The 21,308-nt window shown below is 36.1% G+C and carries 20 protein-coding genes and 1 tRNA gene; 9 read left to right on the forward strand and 12 right to left on the reverse strand.

Going from position 1 to position 21,308, the window contains the following annotated elements; translation table 11 throughout:
* The first annotated feature begins 146 nt into the window (after nucleotides 1-146).
* Complete coding sequence (locus MHHB_RS03555; RefSeq protein ID WP_131007234.1) at nucleotides 147-1,253, forward strand: 60S ribosomal export protein NMD3; 1,107 nt, start codon at nucleotides 147-149, stop codon at nucleotides 1,251-1,253.
* Between the two features lie 554 nt (nucleotides 1,254-1,807).
* Nucleotides 1,808-3,481, forward strand: a complete 1,674-nt coding sequence (locus tag MHHB_RS03560) for a glutamate--tRNA ligase (protein ID WP_131007235.1) — start codon at nucleotides 1,808-1,810, stop codon at nucleotides 3,479-3,481.
* 230 nt (nucleotides 3,482-3,711) lie between these two features.
* Here MHHB_RS03560 and MHHB_RS03565 read toward each other — a convergent pair whose 3' ends face one another.
* From MHHB_RS03565 to MHHB_RS03580, 4 genes are all read right to left on the reverse strand, one after another.
* A complete protein-coding gene (locus MHHB_RS03565) occupies nucleotides 3,712-4,377 on the reverse strand; it encodes an METTL5 family protein (protein WP_131007236.1) in 666 nt (221 codons plus the stop codon).
* 1 nt (nucleotide 4,378) lies between these two features.
* Complete coding sequence (locus MHHB_RS03570; RefSeq protein ID WP_131007418.1) at nucleotides 4,379-5,257, reverse strand: RIO1 family regulatory kinase/ATPase domain-containing protein; 879 nt, start codon at nucleotides 5,255-5,257, stop codon at nucleotides 4,379-4,381.
* 184 nt (nucleotides 5,258-5,441) lie between these two features.
* Nucleotides 5,442-5,840 (reverse strand): 4Fe-4S binding protein, encoded by a 399-nt coding sequence (locus MHHB_RS03575; protein ID WP_131007237.1) that lies wholly within the window; start codon nucleotides 5,838-5,840, stop codon nucleotides 5,442-5,444.
* Between the two features lie 13 nt (nucleotides 5,841-5,853).
* On the reverse strand, nucleotides 5,854-7,392 hold the full coding sequence (locus tag MHHB_RS03580) for a homocysteine biosynthesis protein (protein ID WP_131007238.1): 1,539 nt from the start codon (nucleotides 7,390-7,392) through the stop codon (nucleotides 5,854-5,856).
* Nucleotides 7,393-7,641: 249 nt separating this feature from the next.
* Here MHHB_RS03580 and MHHB_RS03585 point away from each other — a divergent pair, with 249 nt between their 5' ends.
* Together MHHB_RS03585 and cca are read left to right on the forward strand one after the other, a co-directional pair.
* Nucleotides 7,642-7,986 carry a UPF0058 family protein gene (locus tag MHHB_RS03585; RefSeq protein WP_131007239.1) on the forward strand — a complete coding sequence of 115 codons (345 nt, stop codon included), beginning with the start codon at nucleotides 7,642-7,644 and terminating at the stop codon, nucleotides 7,984-7,986.
* Nucleotides 7,987-8,016: 30 nt separating this feature from the next.
* Nucleotides 8,017-9,378 carry a CCA tRNA nucleotidyltransferase gene (gene cca / locus MHHB_RS03590; protein ID WP_131007240.1) on the forward strand — a complete coding sequence of 454 codons (1,362 nt, stop codon included), beginning with the start codon at nucleotides 8,017-8,019 and terminating at the stop codon, nucleotides 9,376-9,378.
* Nucleotides 9,379-9,486: 108 nt separating this feature from the next.
* Here the strand turns inward: cca and MHHB_RS03595 are convergent.
* From MHHB_RS03595 to MHHB_RS03620, 6 genes are all read right to left on the reverse strand, one after another.
* Nucleotides 9,487-9,565 (reverse strand) — tRNA-Met (locus MHHB_RS03595).
* Between the two features lie 123 nt (nucleotides 9,566-9,688).
* Nucleotides 9,689-10,912 (reverse strand): bifunctional sugar-1-phosphate nucleotidylyltransferase/acetyltransferase, encoded by a 1,224-nt coding sequence (gene glmU, locus MHHB_RS03600; RefSeq protein WP_131007241.1) that lies wholly within the window; start codon nucleotides 10,910-10,912, stop codon nucleotides 9,689-9,691.
* A gap of 71 nt (nucleotides 10,913-10,983) precedes the next feature.
* Nucleotides 10,984-11,802 (reverse strand): NAD(P)H-hydrate dehydratase, encoded by an 819-nt coding sequence (locus MHHB_RS03605; RefSeq protein ID WP_131007420.1) that lies wholly within the window; start codon nucleotides 11,800-11,802, stop codon nucleotides 10,984-10,986.
* A 2-nt stretch (nucleotides 11,803-11,804) separates the two neighbouring features.
* Nucleotides 11,805-12,365 carry a DUF3343 domain-containing protein gene (locus MHHB_RS03610; RefSeq protein WP_131007422.1) on the reverse strand — a complete coding sequence of 187 codons (561 nt, stop codon included), beginning with the start codon at nucleotides 12,363-12,365 and terminating at the stop codon, nucleotides 11,805-11,807.
* Between the two features lie 101 nt (nucleotides 12,366-12,466).
* A complete protein-coding gene (locus MHHB_RS03615; RefSeq protein ID WP_131007242.1) occupies nucleotides 12,467-12,937 on the reverse strand; it encodes a YeeE/YedE thiosulfate transporter family protein in 471 nt (156 codons plus the stop codon).
* 8 nt (nucleotides 12,938-12,945) lie between these two features.
* On the reverse strand, nucleotides 12,946-13,413 hold the full coding sequence (locus MHHB_RS03620; protein ID WP_131007243.1) for a cytochrome C: 468 nt from the start codon (nucleotides 13,411-13,413) through the stop codon (nucleotides 12,946-12,948).
* Between the two features lie 127 nt (nucleotides 13,414-13,540).
* Between MHHB_RS03620 and pstK the strand changes: the two genes are divergently transcribed.
* From pstK to map, 3 genes are all read left to right on the forward strand, one after another.
* A complete protein-coding gene (gene pstK, locus MHHB_RS03625) occupies nucleotides 13,541-14,311 on the forward strand; it encodes an L-seryl-tRNA(Sec) kinase (RefSeq protein WP_131007244.1) in 771 nt (256 codons plus the stop codon).
* A gap of 205 nt (nucleotides 14,312-14,516) precedes the next feature.
* Nucleotides 14,517-15,617 carry an OBG GTPase family GTP-binding protein gene (locus tag MHHB_RS03630; RefSeq protein WP_131007245.1) on the forward strand — a complete coding sequence of 367 codons (1,101 nt, stop codon included), beginning with the start codon at nucleotides 14,517-14,519 and terminating at the stop codon, nucleotides 15,615-15,617.
* Nucleotides 15,618-15,626: 9 nt separating this feature from the next.
* Complete coding sequence (gene map, locus MHHB_RS03635) at nucleotides 15,627-16,529, forward strand: type II methionyl aminopeptidase (protein ID WP_131007246.1); 903 nt, start codon at nucleotides 15,627-15,629, stop codon at nucleotides 16,527-16,529.
* Between the two features lie 229 nt (nucleotides 16,530-16,758).
* On the opposite strand, the gene hacA is transcribed toward map, so the two are convergent.
* Nucleotides 16,759-18,012: a homoaconitase large subunit gene (gene hacA / locus MHHB_RS03640; RefSeq protein WP_131007247.1), complete on the reverse strand. Its 1,254-nt coding sequence runs from the start codon at nucleotides 18,010-18,012 to the stop codon at nucleotides 16,759-16,761.
* Nucleotides 18,013-18,205: 193 nt separating this feature from the next.
* On the reverse strand, nucleotides 18,206-19,066 hold the full coding sequence (gene sucD, locus MHHB_RS03645) for a succinate--CoA ligase subunit alpha (protein ID WP_131007248.1): 861 nt from the start codon (nucleotides 19,064-19,066) through the stop codon (nucleotides 18,206-18,208).
* Between the two features lie 180 nt (nucleotides 19,067-19,246).
* Here sucD and MHHB_RS03650 point away from each other — a divergent pair, with 180 nt between their 5' ends.
* Both MHHB_RS03650 and MHHB_RS03655 read left to right on the forward strand, forming a co-directional pair.
* The gene (locus MHHB_RS03650; RefSeq protein ID WP_131007249.1) at nucleotides 19,247-19,702 is read left to right on the forward strand and encodes a 30S ribosomal protein S15; all 456 of its coding nucleotides are present in this window, start codon (nucleotides 19,247-19,249) and stop codon (nucleotides 19,700-19,702) included.
* Between the two features lie 89 nt (nucleotides 19,703-19,791).
* Complete coding sequence (locus tag MHHB_RS03655; RefSeq protein WP_131007250.1) at nucleotides 19,792-21,276, forward strand: thiamine pyrophosphate-binding protein; 1,485 nt, start codon at nucleotides 19,792-19,794, stop codon at nucleotides 21,274-21,276.
* Nucleotides 21,277-21,308 lie beyond the last annotated feature (32 nt).

The raw sequence follows: 21,308 nt of genomic DNA on the forward strand, positions 1-21,308 counted from the left end.
TCTATTGCCCAATGTAAAATCGGAGAATAACTTTTTACTTTTTTACTGTACTAACTCTTTATTAGGTTAAATTTTTAAGATTTTTTATTTTTTAATTTTATCCTTATTATTTTTATCAATATTACTGTATATAACCAGGTGGGAGTATGAAAGGATTTTGCTACAGGTGTGGTTACGAAGGTGAGTTGATAGAAGGGCTGTGTAAAGAGTGTTACGCCCAGGTTTATCCTCTGTTTCACATACCTAAAGAGATAAAGATTGAAGTATGTCATATGTGTGGCTCCTACAAGAGAAGAACGTGGCAGGATCCAAAAGGTGAAGACCTGTACTCTATACTAGAAGAAATCGCCTACTACGCCACAAAGGACAACTTAAAGAAAGCTCATAAAAATATAGAGATTGAGATAATACCACAGGAGCCAGGACAACTACCAGGAGGTAAGAGAACTAAGGTAGAGATTCCTGTAAAGGTTGTTGGAAGGGGAAAATTGCCAGGAGAGGATAGGGAGAGGACTATGGAGCAAGATGTGAAAGTATGCCTACAGATGGTTCAATGTCCAAGGTGTTCCAGATATATGTCTAACTACTACGAAGCCACACTCCAGATAAGGGCCATGAACAGACCTCTAACTGAAGAAGAAAAAGAAGAGATAGATAAGTTCGTAAGGAAGGAGGTTGAAAAAAGATTGAAAAAAGATAGAATGGCGTTTATATCTAAATTTATACCTAAAAAGGAGGGGTTGGACTATCAAATAGGTTCTATGGGTGGTGCGAGAAACATTGCTGCAAGTATAAAATCCAAGTATGGAGGAAAGATTAAAGAAACTGCTAAATTGGTTGGAGTTGGTAAGGATGGGAGGAACCTATACAGAATTACTATAGTTGTGAGAATACCGGAATACAAAATAGGAGATATAGTTGAATACAGGGATAAGGTGTACAAGGTAGTTTCTATAAAGGAAGATAAACTATATCTGGAGGATATAACAGATAGTAGGGAGAAAATACCTATTCAGTGGAGTACCGCTGAGAAGGAGACTAGGCTACTAAAAAGGGAAGAGGAGTGCCCTACCGCTACAGTTATCTCAGTGTCTCCAGAAACAGTTGTAGCAATGGATGATAGAAACTACGAGATATATGAATACGATAACGTATTTGAAGACATTAAAGAAGGAGATGTCCTTAGGATATACAAAAGGAATAACGTTAGTTATATAGTAAGTGTAGATAAAAAGATGAAAAGGGACAAATAAGTAATTCTATTAAGTAAAGTAATAATTAGTTAACCGTAATCACTATTTAGGTGTGGTGTAAAAAATCCAGTTTTATTAAAAATCTTAAAATTTAATAATGATTATAAAAACAAAATAATAAAATAAAAAATAAGAAAAAAGAGCGTTAAAATAAAAAAATTCTTATATATCTCGAAATAAATAACTAAAATATCAAAAAACTAGTTTAATTTAGCTTAGAATAGATATATGACTCTCATCAATCTCTCCAGAAATATTGAGGAAGGATAAATATAGATTTAGGAAATTTTACAACCATCCTTTTTTTGTTATTTTTATATTGTTCCAGATATTTTCTGAACACTGAAATAGATATCACCGTTTGTATTTGGAAAATCATCCTTTTTGATTTATTCCTTTTGATAAGAACTACTTCTATTATTATTGTGATGGAGAGTTATAATCATTTATTAAATAGTTTTGTTAAAGGTGATATACGTTGTTTTATTTTTATATTAGTAGATATAGTAATAATCCATCATCTAATAATCTTCTAAAAGAAGAAGGGTGAAAGGTTGAAGGAAATAATACTTAAATATGTACTTCAAAGTTCCCTATTAAACAGTGGGAAAGTAAATCCAAAGGGAGTCATGGGAAGGATAATGGCTGACAACCCTCATCTAAGGGGTAAAGCTAAAGAGGTATATAACTTAGTACTTGAGATATCTAAGGAAGTTGAATCCATACCTCTCGAAGAACAGAAAAAAAAGTTAGAGGAGATAGCACCAGATATGGTAGTTGAAGAAGGTAAGGAAAAAAAGAGAGAGTTGATATTGAAGAATGTTAAAGATAGTGTAGTTATGAGATTCGCTCCAAATCCTTCTGGCCCTCTACATTTAGGACACAGTAGGGCAGCAGTGCTTAACGACTACTTCGTAAAGAAGTACGGTGGAAAGTTCATACTGAGACTTGAAGATACAGATCCTAAGAGAGTACTCCCAGAGGCATACGAGATGATAGAAGAGGATCTAGAGTGGTTGAATATAAAGGTAGATGAGAAAATTATACAATCTGAAAGGATGGAGATATACTATGAACACTGTGAGAGATTAATAGAGATGGGACATGCCTACGTATGTAGGTGTGATCCTGAAGAGTTCAGAAATCTTAAGAACCAAGGGATACCCTGTAGGTGTAGGAATAGATCTGTGGAGGAGAATTTGGAACTCTGGGAGAGGATGTTAGATAACAGTTTAGAGGGAGCTGTAGTAAGGTTGAAGACTGATATACAACATAAAAACCCCTCTGTTAGGGACTTTCCAATATTTAGGATGGAAGACACCCTCCATCCCAGAACTGGAGATAAATATGTAGTGTACCCTCTTATGAACTTTTCAGTCCCAGTTGATGATCACCTACTGGGAATTACCCATGTTCTAAGAGGAAAAGATCACATAATTAATACAGAGAAACAGAGATACATCTTTGAATATTTCAAATGGGAGATACCTGAGTATATCCACTATGGTATTCTAAAGATAGAAGGGACTGTACTAAGTACTTCTAAGATGTACGAGGGGATAATTAAAAGGGAGTACAGTGGATGGGATGATCCAAGGTTGGGAACCTTAAGGGCTCTGAGAAGAAGGGGAATTAAACCTGAAGCTATATACAGATCCATGTTGGAGATTGGAATAAAACCTGCAGATGTGAAGTACTCCTGGGAAAACCTCTATGCTATAAACAGGGAGATAATAGATAAAGATGCAAAGAGGTTTTTCTTCGTGGAGAATCCAAAGAGGTTAAAGGTGTTGGGGGCAGAACCTAAAACACTATATCTGAGGATGCACCCCGACAGGGACCTGGGCACTAGAGAGCTTCCATTTGAAGGAGAGGTCTATATCTCAGACGATTTAGAGATTAACGGAATGTACAGGTTGATGGAGTTGTACAACATAATTGTGGAGAAAATAGAAGGGGATGTTGTATATGCAAGATACCACAGTGAGGATTTCAAAATACTGAGGAAGAAGAAGGGGAAGGTAATACACTGGGTACCAGTCAAGGATGTTGTAAATACTGTAGTAATTGATACAGAAGGTAGGGAACATCATGGATTTGCAGAGAAGGACTTTAGAAATGTGAATGTAGGCGATATTGTCCAATTTGAGAGGTATGGGTTTGTAAGAGTAGATAATAAAATAAGAGATGGGGAATTAAAGGTCATTTGTTACTTTGCTCATAAGTGACAATAGGGCTATAGGGCTAACATAAAAAATAATATTAAAAAAGTAATAATAAGAATGAATACAGATAAAATAAAAAGTTAAATTAGTCTTTACCTTCTAATCTACATTGAAGTACTGAAGAAGTAGGAGCGAGTTTTATCTCTTTTTTTGTAATTTTATTTTATTACATTAAATTTAAAACATTATAAGTATTTTAAATAATAATATATCCTTATCTGTTATTCCTCCCTCTATTCTATCCTGAAGATATCTACAGGTACATCTACATATTTCTTACTGTGAAAAGTGAAGATTCTAGGTATTCTAAACCTACTCTTGAAGATATGAGTAATACTCCTACCTCTTTCCTCAACGTAATTTATTACAAAGTCTCTAGTTGAAGAGTTGTGAATAGTATATATAACGTCCCCTATCTCTAGAGCCTTCTCTAAAAATATCCTATCTGCATGTCTCTTCTGGGAGCCAAAGGGAGGGTTCTGTATAACTACAATTTTTCCCTCATCTTCTAAGTATCTCTCTATATAACTTCTATCTATATCTTTAACATCCATATCTACGAAAAACACTCCCTTATAAATCTCCTCAAAATCTACATCTAAATTTTTCGATACAGGTATCTTCTCTAACTTTCTCAGATTTTCTCTTGCACACTCCACAGATTCCCTGTCTATATCTACACCTAAAACCTTCCCTGCTCCGAGAAGTTTTGCTCCTATGGATAATCTACCAGTTCCACAACCTAGATCCACCACAAAGTTATCCCTTATATCATCCCTTGCAAAGAATAACAACTCACTGGCGAGTTTTCCCCCTATAGTATATTGTTCTAGATGGGGTTTTGGGTTTGGATGGGGATCTAAGTTATCTAAGATCATCTCCAGGTGTTTCTTTTTCATATCACTTACCTACTACGTAGTTGTATATCTCATCTACACTCTCCCTTATGCCATACTTCTTAAAGTACCTCAGTAAGTTTCCTATATCCCTCTTTAAGTAGTACTCAATGTCCATTTTAAACTCTCCAGGTAATATATCCAACACTATCTTATCTTCCCTCACCTCTATAGCCTGTGCAAAGTCGATGATCAGAAAATCTCCCTCTTCATTTATCAGTATGTTGAATTCACTTAGATCCCCATGGATGTATCCGATGTTGTACATCTTCTTTATCTCTTCCACGATATCCCAGAATAACTTCTTAATATCTATATCTAACTTAGTCAGATCCACCCTTTTCAACTCCACACCATCCCACTTGCCCATAATAATGGCATGCCTGTTTTGATCTATAGGTTCTGGAACCTTTACAACTGGATAAAGATCGTTCAACACCTGGAATTCTCTCTCTGCCGTCAATCTCGAGGCGTAGAGCCAACTTATATGTCTCTTATCTGCCAAGTACAGCCTGTATCTCTTCCCCCTTGTGAAACAGGTCCTCCCCAACTTGTGAAACTTCAAAACAGCCTCTCTGTTGCTAGTTAGTAGTACCGTAAATACATCCCCTTCCTTTCCCACACCTAACTTATTACCTATTGCCTTTATAAGATCTCTCTTTATAAATGTATTGAGTGCCAGCCCGTCGTATCCCTTATGAGACAGCCTGTAGCCGTAGGTACTTCTATTCACAAATTTATGCCTATTAAGTACTTTCAATCTGTATAGTACCTCGTTACTGTCTAACTTAGATTTTTTGATTATTTCATCGACAGGTACCCACTCATGGTGTCTCATAGATATCTCTATTATCCTAAGAATTTTCCAATCCCTATCTCTCATTTGTTTAACAGATTCAACTAGATCTAGTATCACACTTCCATCACCTTTTTTCCTAATTTTAAAGTATTTTATATCTTAGTTTCCATCAAAAGTAATAGTTATCATTGATTATCCTTTTCTTATTTTTCTATTTTTTATTTTTATATTTTTAAGAATGATGATAATAATGATAGGATATTTTAGTTTAAATATCAAATATCTTAATAGCCTTTAGGGGACATACCTTGACACAGTTTTTACATCCGATACACTCTTCTTCGTTAAATACTACGCTGTAGTCTTCATCTTGGTATATGGCCTTAACTGGACAGTGTACTATACAAGCCCCACAGTCGATACATCTCTCCTTATTTTTCTCTATTATCTTTGGAATATCTTCATATTCACCGTATTTTTTCAACAGATTTAGAGCTTCTTCAATTTGTTTCTCACTTCCACTTAACTCCAAGATCAGGAAACTCTCCTGAGGACTCATTTTAGCCATTAAGATATTTATCATGACCTTTGTCTCTAAGATCACCTTTGATATCACCGGTTTATCTATGTACTTCTCGTATACCCAGTAGTATATCCTTTTTTTCATAATTTTCACCATGTTAGAATTTCCTATTTCCCAACAACTTTGAGAGATCCTCTGCAGTTACAACCCCAACAACTTTTCCACTCTTATCTATTACTGGTACTCCTGAGATATCGTATCTACTCATCTTCCTCGCTACAACATCTATTGGTTCATCGAGTGTGGAACTGATAACATGCTTCGTCATTATCTCACATATGGAGTTTATATTTTGAGCTACAGCTCTTGCAATGTCCCAGGATGTTACTATCCCTATCAACCTTCCCTCTTCATCAACGATAGGTAGATGGTTTATATTCTTTTCAGTCAGTATCCTAGCAGCCTCCTCTATAGATATATTCTGTTTTGCCACAATTGGAGGTCTACTGAGAATATCTCTTACCAACTTAACCTCTGCCTTCATAGGTTTACATGAACCTTTTCCTAAGGGAGCTACAGACTCCGAAAGCATGAACTCTCCATTTAGTATCCATTTTTTAAGTTCTTCTGCAACTTCCCGGGATTTTTTATAACTTGAAACAGAGGCTGTCTTAACAGTTTTCTCTACTAATCTTTTCAAATCACTATCGTATATCTCGATGGTAACTTCTCCCTTTCTGAGTTCCTCGTAATTTGTCCTTGCCACCACAGGTCTATCCCTTCTAGGCACTCCGTAATCTAAGACAGGTACCTCGATATCTTCATCCTTTACAGCACAGGCTTTTGCAACTTCTTCATTTAACACGGGAATGGGAATACCTATCCCTATATACAGGGTACATCCGTAATTAGGTATAGTAGCAGCTCTTAAAAATTTAGGACTCATCGTCTTTAAATCCCCTTTAACCATTAAAGTTCCAAAGGCCTTATCTGGGTCGTGCTGAGTACCTTCTCCTATTACGTATCCAATACCCCCACCTAGGAATATCCTAGTACCTATACCAATAGTGTTGAAAGTTTTCTTCTCCCTGTTGTAGTCGTTTTGGAGAGGATTTAACTGCCCAGCTCCCGAGTAGTTTATATTGGAATACTCTGGAAGTAAGGTGCCCATATAGGTATATATTTTCTCTTCTCTACTGTTTGTAGCTGCGGCGTAGGTTTGATAACAGTTTCTTGGATTTACTAGTATAGCCTGATTTAAATCATCCAACGTTATAGTTGTTGACACCTTCTTTCTTGGATAGCAGTCAGTTGTATATCCTTCTGCAACGAGTTTTACCTCTTTCCCTGCTACAAGATCTTCTATAACATGGGCTCCACCGTAGTTGATATCTATATCGTCATCGGAGTTTGGCTGTGCAGCACCTAAGTAGGCATCAACTGCTGCTAGTCCAGAGTAGGCTTCCACTCCATTTAGGTATGTCTTCATCATCTTTATTGGAGGATCTGCATGGCCAAAGTTTAGAAACACTCCACTGGAACACATGGCTCCAAAGGTACCAGTTGTGACGACATCTACTTCCTTTACTGCACCTTCAGGTCCCATCTCTTCTACAACTTCTATCATCTCTTCAGCTGTTAATACTACAGCATCTCCTTTTTTTATCTTCTCATTAATCTCTCTAATGGTTTTCATACTAAACCCCTACAGGTAATTATTTAAGAGAATAAAAATAGAATATTATCCAATAATTTTTATAACTTACTAAAACCTTAATCCCGTAGGATAATCTTTAAATATATTATTAAATCTACATGGTGAAGATATTACCATGGGAAATCATAATTACAGCATATAATGTTTTTAGAGTGAATAAAAAAACAGAGATACTTTTTAAAGAGTTATCTATTATATATTAATTTTACAATAAATGTGTGGGATAGAATGAACAAAGAACAACTTATGGAACTCCATCAGTTTTTCATCCATGTATATAAGGAGTTAGTACCTGAGGATTATAGATGTCCCTATCTAGAACTCTACAAAAAGCTAGATGTTAAACCCCACCATATTCACAGGTTGAAAACTGAACAGAGTGCTGCAATCTTTTTACTTTCTGCATGTATTGCCAGTTATATAGCCGATAACGACGACATGGTTCCTAAATCGTTATCTATAAAATTACTGGAGAATGCTTTTAGGTATTTAAATACAAAATCTAAGAATTTTAACGATATAGAGAAATATAAACAGTTAATAGAGAAAATCAAAGAATCAGGTAGAAAATAGTAGAAGAAATAATTAATCTTAGGGAAAAATATGGAGAATATGGAAAGCATTAGCAAAATACTAAAGGATGTACTGGAGGATATAACTCCAGGAAAGAGGGAGAAAGAGGAGTTGAATAAACTCTCTAAAACAATTATAGATGGACTCTACACTATTATTCAGACAGAAGGGCTATGTGATATAGTTGAAGACATAGTACAAGTAGGATCTACAGCCAGGGACACCCATCTAAAGAATGACTACGACATCGATATTTTTATAAGGTTTAAAAGGGGTGTAGATAGAGAGGTGTTGAAAGAGACTATTTTAAATATAGGTAGGAGGGTTATAGAAAATTTGGGAGGTACTTCCTGGATAGAATATGCTGAACATCCTTATGTCTCGGGAAGAATTGGAAAATACGATATAGATATAGTCCCATGTTATAAGATTGGTTGGAACGAGGGAATAATCTCCGCTGTAGATAGAACTCCCCTTCATAACCAATTTGTAAAGGATATCCTTAAATCAAAACATCTAAACAACGATATAAGACTGTTGAAGAAGTTCTTAAAGGGTGTTGGAATATATGGCTCAGATTTAAAAACTAAAGGTTTCTCTGGTTACTTATGTGAGTTGTTGGTTATACACTATGGTGGTTTTATCAACACCTTGAAGAACGCCCAGAAGTGGAAGATTGGGGAGAAGATTGTATTAGATGAGATTTTCCAGATTTACGGTATAGGCAGAGACTATAGATTTTCAGATTTCGATCATCCTCTTGTAGTATATGACCCTGTAGACCTTAAGAGAAACGTGGCAGCTGCTCTCAGTAAAGAGAACTTCTGTAGATTTATATTCTACTCCAGACAGTTCCTGGAGAATCCCTCTAAGGAGTTTTTCTACAACTATCACAGAAAACTAACAGAGAGAGTAAACAGTAGGGATAGAGGTGCCTTGCTTACCTTAAAAATAGAAAGGGATAGCAATATAGTAGATGATATTATATATCCCCAGATGGAGAAGCTACAGAAAAGTATAAACAAGTTGTTAATTGAAAACGATTTCCAAATATTAGACTGTGAAATTTATGCCACTAAAGATGCCTGTTATCTATCCTGGGAGTTCTTAGTATGGGAATTTCCAAATGTAAAGGTAAGGGTTGGACCTCCAGTATTCAACAGAAAAGTTAGGGACTTTGTGAAGAAGTATCCTAAGCATTTTATCAAGGACTGTAGGGTATGTGCCTACGTAGAAAGGAAATATAAAGATGTCTACCAACTCTTCGAAGATATAGTATCTGGGAAGTTGAAAAATAGGATAAAACATCCTAAGTATGTATCCCCTGTGAATGGTAAGGTGTACAGAGATATATTTGTAAATCGATATATGTCGATTATGAGAATAAAATAATAATAAAGTTGAAAAAAACATTAAATATATAAAGAATAGAACAACTTAGGATCCATAACTCCAAATAGAGAATATATGGTTGTTGGGATAGATATAAAAATAAAAAAATGGTAGCGGGGCGAAGATTTGAACTTCGGATCTCCGGGTTATGAGCCCGGCGGGATCGGCCTGGCTACCCCACCCCGCTTCACAGCAGTAAGTATAGAAGTACTTTATTATATATAAACCTTTTGGTTTTGTGCAAAATTTTAGCACAATAATTATTGTAATTCTTGGCCCTTTAAATTAATTATAGTTGTATAGAGTGTTTTTATAGCCTCTTTACCTTCTTTTCGTCTATTTTATAGATAAAAGTGTTGGACTTTACATCCTTATCTACCAGGAGATTGGGACCTATCCAAGAGTTACTCCCTACTTTCACTCCAGGCATAAATGACACTTGAATGCCTGTCTTCACGTTGTCCCCCATTATCACTCCAAGTTTTCTAACACTTTCAACAACTCTACCTTTTATATTTACCTTTACCGGCTTGTTGTCAAATCTCAGATTTGCAGTTATGGTGTTGCAACCGAAGTTACAGTTCTCTCCTATTATACTGTCTCCAATGTAGGACAGATGGGGGATCTTTGTACCTCTCATTATAATACTGTTTTTTATTTCAGACGAATTTCCTACAAAGGTGTCCTCCATAAGGACTGTATAGGGCCTGATATAGGTCAAAGGACCTACAACAGCTCCAGATTTTATAACAGCAGGGCCTTCGATTACTGTGTTATGCCTTATCACAGCATCTTCTTCCACTACAACATTCCCCTCAATTATTACATTCTCTCCTATTTCTCCCTTTATCTCTCTCTTTATCCCTTTTAAGATATGTCTATTGCTATCTAAGAGATCCCAAGGCCTACCGATGTCGTTCCAATATCCCTTTAGCTTTATACCCTTTATTTTTCTCTCCCTTATAAGTTCCTTTATGGCATCTGTAAGTTCCACTTCACCTCTCTCTGAAGGTTCTAAGTCCTCAAGTATATCTAAGATATCACTCTGGAATTTATAAATACCTCCGTTTATCAGGTTGGATTTCGGATTCTCAGGTTTTTCCTCTATCTCCACTATATTACTTTCCCTGTCCAATACAACCACTCCAAACTCTTTAGGATTTTCCACCTCTACCAAACCCATGGCGTTCTCATGGAGCAGGATTTCTTTTAGGCGATCCTCAAAGACAATATCTCCATTTATCACTAAAAATTCGTCCCCTAAAAAATTCCTTGCACTTAAAAGGGCGTATCCAGTTCCATCTATATCTCCCTGTTCCACGAACTTTACTTTGGGATGATCTCTAAAGTAATCTATAATCACATCTTTTTTGTATTTCACAACGAGATAAATATTATCTACAAGATTTTCAACTTTTTCTATAATATACTCCAGGATAGGTTTCCCTCCTACTGGAAGCATAGGTTTAGGTCTATTTTCAGTTAAAGGTAGTAATCTTGTACCTTTTCCAGCACATAGAATAACCGCGTCCATTATCTCCTCTATCTCAATGTTATTTTTTTGGACTATTAAACCTACTATTAGAATAGTATGTTATAAAAGATTTATAAACCTAACATCTCAAGAGCTTTAGGTATTTGAAGTATCAACTCTTCAATCTGCGTCTTTGGAGTAGGATTTACTATCTCCCCAAGTAATCTGTTTATCTTACAACCTAATATACAGGCCTCCTCTGTTCTATAACCACAACTTATAAGGGACGATACAATTCCTGTAAGGGTATCTCCAGTACCTCCAATACACTCCATAGTTTCAATTCTTGGATTGTCTATTTTCTCTATTATATCCCCATCCTTCACTATATAATCAACTTCTCCTTTGACAACCATATACCTAGGCATCCTGTTTCTGTAGGCTCTCTTTATCAACTCTGGTACCTCTCTATCGTCTACCTCAGAGATAAATCCCCTAACGTAAGCTGGATGTGAAGCCTTCTCATCTGCCAAAAAAGCAAGTTCCCCTACATCTGGGAGAAAGAGGTGGAATTTATCCCCTATTCCAGCAGCCTTTGCAGCGTACATTCCTCCTGCATCAGCTACTATCTTTGGAGAAAAATCTATTTCCATTATCTCAGAAATCTTAGGTTTTATATAGTGTATTACCAACAGATCGTCATCAACATCCTTTAGATGTTTATATATCTTTAAACTTCCCTCTCCTGTGCCAATATCTCCTGCAGTTATAACCTCTGGTAATTCCTCTCCAAAGTACTCGTGAACTTTAATGGAAGCCCCTATTAGTGCTCCAGTACCCATGGATACAGGAAACTCCTTATTACCTATAACTATTCTATTTTCTTTCAGTTTTCCCTTTCCCCTAACAAGATCCAACCCTTCTATCGGTAGAGTACCTGCTATTATCATTTTCACATCTCCCCATATTTCTCTTTAACTATTCTCCTGGCCTCTTCAAAGGATTTATTCAATGTATAGGCACATAAGGTGTATCCTAATGCCTTTGGACTCTCCCCTTCAGGAATCTCCAGTATATTCCTTCCCTTCAATTTCATTGCAAGGTAGGGCACATCTGGACATCCTCCTCCAGATATATTTAGGATGTTTCCCTCTCTATCTACAGTTATTTTCATATTTCCACATCTTACCATAATGGAACCATCATTGAATTCCTTTACCTTTGTAAGCTGAAGAGGCTTTAGAGAAGGATCACTTAGGGGGATGAACTTTAGAGGTTTTAAGTTATTTTTCTCCAGTTCCCTTTTTATCCCTATCTCCTCTACCATGTCGTACTCTAAAGCTAGATCACATCCTTCTCTGATCTCAGGAGGTGGGGCAACAACCTTTATAGAGTATCCCTTTAAGATCTCCTCCGCCTTTATAGCTTCTTTAACACTTTTAAAAATTATCAGCCCTCTATGGCCCTTCTTTTCTTCTTCTTTCTTTTTAACCTTTTTAAAAATAGAGGAGATAAAAGAAGGGATAAATCCCACGATATCACCATTATAACAATAAAAATTATTTAAAATAAATTAATAAATTATTATAAAATTATAAAATTATAAAATAATATTTATAACAACATCTTTATAACTGGTAGTACAAATAGATGGAACACTACAGCACCAACTAGTAATCCGAGGATATAGGTCATTGCACTTTTATTTCCCTCGGCTGCCATAACATAGTTTCTAAAAGGACATCCACCCTGTATAACAGATAAAAATCCTACTCCTATTCCACCAATTATTGTAACTAAGAAGTGTGCCATAAATCCAGCACTACCTGCAGCATCCCCCGGTATGGCAGTTAGGCCCTTCTCCAAGATCCATGGAAAGGAAGGGATCATACCTAATCCATAGAATATAATGTATCCTATTAAAGAACCTCCAAGAAATCCCAGGAGTCCTTTTATAAGCCATGTATCTCTAATTAGATAAAGATCTCTCATTCCCCCAATAAAACAGAGTGCAGCTCTCTGCCCAAGATATCCAATTAGGATACCGAATATAAGTGTCCCTATAGCAGGTAGATATTCCCCCATGATATCACCTATGCTATTTTAAGATTCCTTTTTAGATACAGTTCACTTCCTATTACAACTCCGATGAACAATCCTAGAAGGCCGATTATACCAAATATATCTCCATAACTAGTTCTTAAACTCATTCTAATAGGACAGCCTCCCATTAAGAGGGCGAAATTTATCACAAGGAATCCAAGGATGAAACTAACCCCTAAGTTTTTGGTGGATCTAAGCTTAAAGTCTTTGTGGATAACAGCACCTATTAACGCCCCTAAAAATATACCTACCACAGTTAAAACAGGGAAAAATTTCGATACTGGAGCTAACCCCAATGTTGTACCTGCTATACTGTTCACTATCCAGTTTATCAAATCCCTTGTATGACATGCAATACATAAACCGTAGGCTGGAGGAGGTGTAACTTTAAAAACTGCCTGCAGAATTGCTCCTGAGAGTCCTGCAAATAACCCAGCCTGTAGCGGTGATATCTTCATATTACCACCTCTAACCCAGTCTTTAGCGGTAATTATGTTATTCAGTTATATATAATTTTCTTAATAGAATTTTTAATATTCTAATTGCTATTAATATTCTTAATAAGTATATCTTAATGTGATAACTATGCTGATAATACTTGTGGGCCTCCCATCTGTGGGGAAGAGTACCTTTGCAAAGAGACTTTCTAAGGAACTTTATCTCAGAGGTGTAGATAACATAGTAATAGGGAGTGATGTTATAAGAGAATGTTTTCCAGTGTGGAAGAGAGAATACGAGGAGTATATAAAGAACACAACCTATCAATTTATAGACAGTGCCTTAAGAAAGTTCTACGTAATAGTAGATGATACTAACTATTATAACTCAAAGAGGAGAGATCTGATAAGTATTGCAAAGAGGAGGAACAAGGATTACATGATTATTTATTTAAGAGCACCACTGGATGTTATATTAGAGAGGAATATAAAGAGAGGGAAGAAAGTCCCAAATGAGCTGATTTTAGAGATGTACAATAAATTTGATGAACCTGGAATGAAGTATGCATGGGATAGACCCGACATCGTAGTGGACACCCATCGGGAGATAAATTTTGATAAAATAGTCAATATTATTCTCGATAAAGGTGTTAAGAAGTCTAAAATAGAGAAAAATAGAAAAGAAGACAACTCTAAAAAACAGATATGGGATAAAGTAGATAAGATAACCAGGGATGTTGTTGGGGAGTATATTAAAAAGGATGTTGTGAAGGGAAAAGATATTAGAGTGATTTTAAAACTTAGAAAGGAGTTTTTAAAAAATCTGAAGTCTAATATTTTAAATGATGAGAGGTGTTTGGAAAATATAAGATCTGATTTTAAAAGATTTTTAAATGAAAGACTGGATAACGATAAATAGGTAAAAAATTGTTATTAAAAATAAATACCTTCCTCGGTACTTCCAGATACATATGAATCTTTCTAACAGGGACTAATGTTATTATTATTTTTATTTCTAATTTTTTAAATCTAATTATATTAATCATTATTAATAAATTTATAATAAACTCTTAAAATAATGTTAGGAGAGAGATGTTCTAAACTTTACAACAACGGTGATCCTTATGAAGATAGAGGAGGAGATAAGGAGAATAGAAGAGGAGCTTAGGAGGACGAAGTACAATAAAGCTACTCAGAAACATATAGGTATATTGAAGGCAAAGCTTGCTAAGTTGAGGGATCTTCAGAATAAACCAAGGGGTGGAAGTTCAGGGTACTCCTATGCAGTTAAGAAGACTGGAGATGCTACAGTAGCATTTGTTGGGTTTCCATCAGTTGGTAAATCTACTCTATTGAATAAACTTACCAATGCAAATTCAGAGGTGGGTGCTTATGCCTTCACAACTTTAACCATAGTACCAGGTATCTTGGAGTATAAAGGGGCGAAGATACAGGTGTTAGATGCTCCAGGGATTATAGCAGGGGCTTCTGTGGGAAAGGGGAGAGGTAGTGAGGTACTCTCTGCCGTTAGAAGTGCAGATCTAATACTGCTTGTGGTAGATGTCTTTACACTTGATCATCTACCTGTATTGGAGAAGGAACTTTACAACGTAGGTATAAGGTTAGATGAGAAACCTCCAGACGTTAAGATAGTTAAAAAGGACAGAGGAGGGATTACTGTAAGTAGTACTGTACCTCTGACTAAGATAGATGAGGAGACTATAAGGGCAGTGCTCCAGGAGAACAAGATTCATAATGCAGATGTTGTAATAAGGGAAGATATTACAGTGGATCAACTTATAGATGTGATAAGTGGAAACAGGGTATATATTCCATCCCTTGTAGTAGTCAATAAGATAGATCTGGCAGATGAGGAACTTATAAGGAGAATTAAGAAGAAGTTGGAGGATAGGGAGTATGTGTTGGTATCTGGATACAGGGAGATAAACTTGGAGGAGTTAAAGGAGAAGATCTATAACACCTTAGGGTTTATCAAGGTTTATCTTAAACCTCAGGGTAAAAAACCTGATCTAGACGAGCCATTAGTACTCTTGAAGAACTCTACAGTTGAGGATGTATGTAATAAACTTCATAGGGATTTTGTTAAGAACTTTAGATACGCCCAGGTTTGGGGAAAATCTGCCAAACATCCTGGACAGAGGGTAGGACTTAACCATGTCCTTGAGGATGGTGACATACTAACTATAGTGACAAAGAAGAGATAATGGGATAATATGGATAACTTAGAGGAGAAGATGGAGAAGTTAAAGAGGGCTGGAGAGATACATGTTAAAGTAATGGAGGAGGCTGTAAAACTTGTTAAACCAGGAGTGAAACTTCTAGATGTAGCTGAGTACGTTGAAAGTAGGATAGTAGAACTTGGAGGAGGTGCTGCCTTTCCCTGCAACATCTCTATAAACGAGGTTGCAGCTCACTACTCCCCATGTTATATGGATGAAAAGGAGTTTTCAGAAGGGGATGTTGTAAAGTTAGATATTGGAGTCCATGTAGATGGGTATATAGCAGATGGTGCTATAACTGTAGATCTTTCAGGATCTTATAGTGATTTAAAGAAAGCATCGGAGGATGCTCTCAGATCTGCAATTAAGGAGATAGTGCCACCTATGAAGGTAGGAGAGATAGGGGCTATTATCCAGGAAGTTATCGAGAGTTATGGGTATAAACCTATATCTAATCTCTCTGGTCATGTGATGGAGAGATATTTACTACACTCTGGAATAAATATTCCAAATGTGAGAGAAACGTCTAACGAGTGTATAGATGTTGGAGATATTGTGGCAATAGAACCTTTCGCTACAGAAGGTTTCGGACAGGTTGTAGATGGTAGTGAGAGATATATATTTAAATTTCTCAGGGTAAGGCCCCTTAGATTGCCCATTGCAAGGAAGTTGTTAAAACTTATAGAGGATAAGTATCCCTATTTGCCCTTTTCCGAGAGGTGGATATTAAAGGAGAATGTGAGATACAGATCGGCCCTGAGGAATTTAGTATCTTCAGGCTGCATATATGCCTATCCAGTACTGATAGAGAAGAAGAGAGGTATAGTCAGTCAGGCTGAACATACTGTACTACTGACAGAAAATGGTGTGGAGATTATAACTAAGGGACTGTTGTGATAGTATGAAAGAGTAACTCAATTGGTATATTAAGGTATCACTTTTTTAGGAATAGTTAGGTTAATAAGGGAAAGTGGGATACAATAGAAGAATATATATTTTTCTATGAAATTTTTTGATAACAACCTCATTAGGTATTATACATCAATAATACATTTTATAATAATTCTTTTGTTAAATAATATTGTTTAATATATTAAATAGGTTTAAATACTAGACTATTTCAAAATCATTCATTAGTTATATATCCCTTAACAGCACTCTTTGCCGCAACTACTGGAGATGATAAATATATTTTTGCATTAGTACTACCCATCCTGCCTTTAAAGTTCCTATTAGAAGTAGATAGACATACTTCACCATCTCCCAAAACACCCTGATGAGCACCGAGACATGGACCACAACCTGGAGGACATATAATAGCACCTGCTTCGAGGAATATCTTTATCAGTCCTTCCTTTAAAGCATCCTCAAATACTTTCTTTGAAGCAGGGATAACAATCAGCCTTACATCTCTATGCACCATCTTACCCTTTAGATATCTTGCAGCCATTCTAAGATCTTTCAGCCTCCCGTTGGTACAGGAACCTATAAATACCTGATCTACAGGAGTACCTACTACATCAGAGACAGGTTTAACGTTATCTGGATAGTGAGGACATGCAACTTGCTCTTCCATGTCTGTAATATCTATATCTACTGTCTTGTAATAACTCTCCTCCTTCTCATCTACGGATATTCTGTTTCGTATAAGATATGCTAACTCTTCATTACTTACCTTATCCCTTAGATACTCATAGGTTTTCTCATCTGCCTCAACAATACCAACCTTCGCTCCCATCTCTACAGCCATATTACAGAGTACCACCCTATCCTCTACATCCATTCTCTTAACAACCTCTCCCCCATACTCTATAGCCATATATATAGCTCCTCTTCTTCCAACCTCCTTACAAACCCTAAGTACTATATCCTTGGATGTGATTCTATCATTACTCCCCACGATATTAACCCTTATAGTCTTAGGTACCTTTATCCAGGTTTTACCAGTTGCAAATATATAGCCCATGTCTGTAGCTCCAAAGCCTGTTGCAAATGCACCGAGGGCACCGTAAGTACATGTATGACTGTCCCCTCCAGCGATAACCATGTTAGGTTTCACATGTCCTTTCTCAATTAACACCTGATGACATATGCCCTCTCCTTCCCTATAAACATACTTTATTTTCTGCTCCCTTACAAACTCCCTTGTAATTTTATGCATATTTGCAGCCTTTACAGTATTTGCAGGGATGTTGTGATCAAAACTGATTACTATCCTCTCCCTATCCCAAATCTTACTGGCTATCTCCTTAAAGGCTTTTACAGCAAGTGGTGTAGAACCGTCATGAGTCATAGCCAGCTCTATATCTACCTCTACTGTATCACCCTCATAGACTTCTCTACCTAACTTTTTAGATATTATCTTCTCTACTAACGTCATAATACCCCTTCTTACTTTTCATTATTAATTTGAAAATTAGTTATTAAATGAAGATAATAAAAACAGATGGTAAAAGGAGTAGTAATATACTTCAGTATACTTCAGAAGGTTTAAAAAGACTTTCTAATAATCTTTATTCCCATTTTTATAATTATTATTACTTTTATAATTATTATTACTATTATCACTATTACTATAAAACCTCCTTCAATACTGTAGGTATTTCAGAGATTCTCCTTACAACGTAGGCACCTGCATCTCTTAAAGCCCTCATTTTACTCTCTACAGTGCCTAAACCTCTCTCGATTATTGCACCTGCATGACCCATCCTTTTACCCTCTGGTGCACTAATCCCTGCGATGTATGCAACTACAGGTTTCTCCATCTTTTTTATATATTCACTTGCCCTCTCCTCACTACTACCTCCTATCTCCCCTACCATTACAACAGCATCTGTATCTCTATCCTTCTCAAATAACTGGAGGATGTCTATAAAATCAGTGCCTACTACAGGATCCCCCCCTATTCCAACGCAGGTGGACTGTCCATAACCACTAACTACCAACTGGTTGGCTATCTCGTAGGTTAAGGTACCACTCCTGGACACCATTCCAATATATCCTTCCTTTAAAACCCTGGCAGGTATTATCCCTAACTTACCAAACTTAGGAGAAGCTATACCTGGTGTATTCGGCCCTATGATTTTAACCCCTTTCTTTCTTCCGTAATTCACTATATCCACAGTATCATGCACAGGTACATGTTCAGTGATGATCACTATCAATTCTATACCTCCATCTATAGCTTCATAGACAGCATCCTTCACTGCAGGTGCTGGAACGAAGAGCACAGAAGCATTTACATCATGCTCCTCCACAGCTTCCTTTACAGTGTCATAAACAGGTATCCCATGTATTTCCTTTCCCCCTTTTCCAGGTGTAACTCCTGCCACTATCTTAGTTCCAACGTCTAACATCTCCTTAGTATGGAAACTCCCCTGTCTTCCAGTTATACCTTGGACAATAGCTCTAGTGTTCTCATCGATCAGTATCACAATTTCACCTAAAATATATTCTCAATCTCTTTAAAAAAGGAGGTAAAAACTTTTATCTAACTTTTATCTAACAATATCTTAATATACTTTACCAAAAGATATTTATATTATCAGTAGATACTTCTAAGAAATCGTAAGATAACAAGAAAGATAACATGATAATAACTAGATGGTGAAAACATGGCAAGGATGCACGCAAGGAGAAGAGGAGCCTCAGGTTCTAAGAAACCTCTAAGGACAGAACCTCCAAAGTGGATTACCATGACTCCTGAAGAAGTGGAACAAAAAGTTGTTGAACTGGCAAAGAAGGGATATCAATCTGCAGTGATTGGGCTTATCTTAAGGGATACATACGGTATTCCAGATGTAAAACTGATAACTGGAAAAAGTATAAGTAAGATAATGAAGGAACACAACGTCTATCCAGAAGTACCTGAAGACCTGTTGAATTTGATGAAAAGGGCAGTTAATTTAAGAAATCATTTAGAGAATCATCCAAAGGACTTACATTCCAGGAGAGGATTACAACTGATAGAGTCAAAAATTAAGAGATTAGTTAAATACTATAGGAGGAAGAAGGTACTACCTGAGAATTGGAAGTACACACCAGAAACTGCAAAGTTGCTGGTAGAGTAATTACAAATTTTTATATTATTTTTTACTTTTAATTACTTTTAATATTATATTATTTTTATTACTATTTTCTTTTCTTTTAAGGGATTTATATGAAGTTCAGTGATTATATAGTGGATTTTTTATTAGATAGAGGTATAAAAACAGTATTTTCCTACCCTGGAGAGCAGATAATAGATATATACAAGGGATTGGAGGACTCATCTATAAGAAACATTCTAGTTAGACATGAACAGGGAGCTGTACACATGGCAGATGGGTATGCCAGGATTACTAACTACGTAGGCGTATGTTTGGTAACTGCTGGACCTGGAGCTACAAATTTGACAACTGGAATATTTACCGCATATAAAGATTCTTCCTCGATTTTAGCCATTACAGGAAGATGTAAAAGAAAGTATATAAATAAAAATTACTTTCAGGAGATAACTATAGATTTTCTAAATATCTACAGAGGGTACTTCGTAGATAAGCCAGATCCTAATATTATCGTCAGGGCGTTTAACGAATGTCTAAATAGTAAAAAACCTGTATCCCTGAATATACCCAAGGATATTGGTAGTATGGAAATTATAGTAGATAATAACTATAATGAAAATAATAATTTAAAAGAAAAAATTAAGATTATTGAAGATAACAGAGACGTTAAAAAACCTTTAATACTTATAGGCCAGGGAATATACGGCACTTTAAAATATAGAGACTTAATGAAGATAAACAAAATACTTAAGAAGTTAAATATACCTCTTGTTACCACATTCCCTGCAAGGGGTGTTGTCGAAGAGACTCATAACTACAACCTGGGGTTAGTTGGAAGGAGAGGTACTCCTACTGCAAATAGATATCTACTAGAGAGTAACAAGATAATCTCCATCGGAACAAGTTTGTCCTACAACACCATACCTGAAGGTATAAGGGAGAACACTTTAAAAAAGATAACACCTCTTAATGTAAGAATCAACTCTCTAGATGATATTAAGTGTATAGTCGAAGAAATAGAGAAAACCTTTCCAGAGGTAGAGTCTCCAGAGAAAGATACCTTTATATTAGATTTAGGAGACTACTCCTCCAAGGTGCTGGAAATACTGAAAAACATACCGGAAGATAGTATTGTTGTTACAGATGCTGGAAACCATACAGTTTTTGTATCACTGCTTAGAATGTGCAAATTACCTAGAAGTATTATCTCTTCCCATGGTATGGGTACCATGGGTTTTGGACTTCCTGCATCCATAGGTGTCAAGTTGGGATGTATAGATTACAACATCCAAAGGGAAGTAATCTCCATAAGTGGAGATGGAGGTTTCCAGATGAACCTCCAGGAACTCTCCACATTGGAGGAGAACAACTTAAAGATACTTCTTATAGTGATGAAGAACAATAAGTTGAACAGTTTCTGTAGACTTAAGAACCCAGATTTCAACAAAATAGCAGATGGATACGGTATAGATAACATCTATATCGAAGATATCGATGATATTAAGCCAAATATAAGATACTACCTCAGGAAAAATAAACCTTACTTGATGGTTGTAGAGTGTGAAGATGAGAAACTACCTGAACCATTTCTACAATAATTTTTAAAATCATTTTAATTTAAATATTTAAT

It is taken from the genome of Methanofervidicoccus abyssi (assembly GCF_004310395.1).
Lineage (GTDB): Archaea > AGJL01 > Methanococci > Methanococcales > Methanococcaceae > Methanofervidicoccus > Methanofervidicoccus abyssi.

What these genes read in the sequence shown, in the direction of transcription:
- MHHB_RS03555 (WP_131007234.1), top strand. Translation starts at nt 147, where the DNA reads ATGAAAGGATTTTGCTACAGGTGTGGTTACGAAGGTGAGTTGATAGAA.
- MHHB_RS03565 (WP_131007236.1), bottom strand. Translation starts at nt 4,377, where the DNA reads ATGAAAAAGAAACACCTGGAGATGATCTTAGATAACTTAGATCCCCAT.
- MHHB_RS03570 (WP_131007418.1), bottom strand. Translation starts at nt 5,257, where the DNA reads ATGAGAGATAGGGATTGGAAAATTCTTAGGATAATAGAGATATCTATG.
- MHHB_RS03575 (WP_131007237.1), bottom strand. Translation starts at nt 5,840, where the DNA reads ATGAAAAAAAGGATATACTACTGGGTATACGAGAAGTACATAGATAAA.
- MHHB_RS03580 (WP_131007238.1), bottom strand. Translation starts at nt 7,392, where the DNA reads ATGAAAACCATTAGAGAGATTAATGAGAAGATAAAAAAAGGAGATGCT.
- MHHB_RS03585 (WP_131007239.1), top strand. Translation starts at nt 7,642, where the DNA reads ATGAACAAAGAACAACTTATGGAACTCCATCAGTTTTTCATCCATGTA.
- cca (WP_131007240.1), top strand. Translation starts at nt 8,017, where the DNA reads ATGGAGAATATGGAAAGCATTAGCAAAATACTAAAGGATGTACTGGAG.
- glmU (WP_131007241.1), bottom strand. Translation starts at nt 10,912, where the DNA reads ATGGACGCGGTTATTCTATGTGCTGGAAAAGGTACAAGATTACTACCT.
- MHHB_RS03605 (WP_131007420.1), bottom strand. Translation starts at nt 11,802, where the DNA reads ATGATAATAGCAGGTACTCTACCGATAGAAGGGTTGGATCTTGTTAGG.
- MHHB_RS03615 (WP_131007242.1), bottom strand. Translation starts at nt 12,937, where the DNA reads ATGGGGGAATATCTACCTGCTATAGGGACACTTATATTCGGTATCCTA.
- MHHB_RS03620 (WP_131007243.1), bottom strand. Translation starts at nt 13,413, where the DNA reads ATGAAGATATCACCGCTACAGGCTGGGTTATTTGCAGGACTCTCAGGA.
- pstK (WP_131007244.1), top strand. Translation starts at nt 13,541, where the DNA reads ATGCTGATAATACTTGTGGGCCTCCCATCTGTGGGGAAGAGTACCTTT.
- MHHB_RS03630 (WP_131007245.1), top strand. Translation starts at nt 14,517, where the DNA reads ATGAAGATAGAGGAGGAGATAAGGAGAATAGAAGAGGAGCTTAGGAGG.
- map (WP_131007246.1), top strand. Translation starts at nt 15,627, where the DNA reads ATGGATAACTTAGAGGAGAAGATGGAGAAGTTAAAGAGGGCTGGAGAG.
- hacA (WP_131007247.1), bottom strand. Translation starts at nt 18,012, where the DNA reads ATGACGTTAGTAGAGAAGATAATATCTAAAAAGTTAGGTAGAGAAGTC.
- MHHB_RS03650 (WP_131007249.1), top strand. Translation starts at nt 19,247, where the DNA reads ATGGCAAGGATGCACGCAAGGAGAAGAGGAGCCTCAGGTTCTAAGAAA.
- MHHB_RS03655 (WP_131007250.1), top strand. Translation starts at nt 19,792, where the DNA reads ATGAAGTTCAGTGATTATATAGTGGATTTTTTATTAGATAGAGGTATA.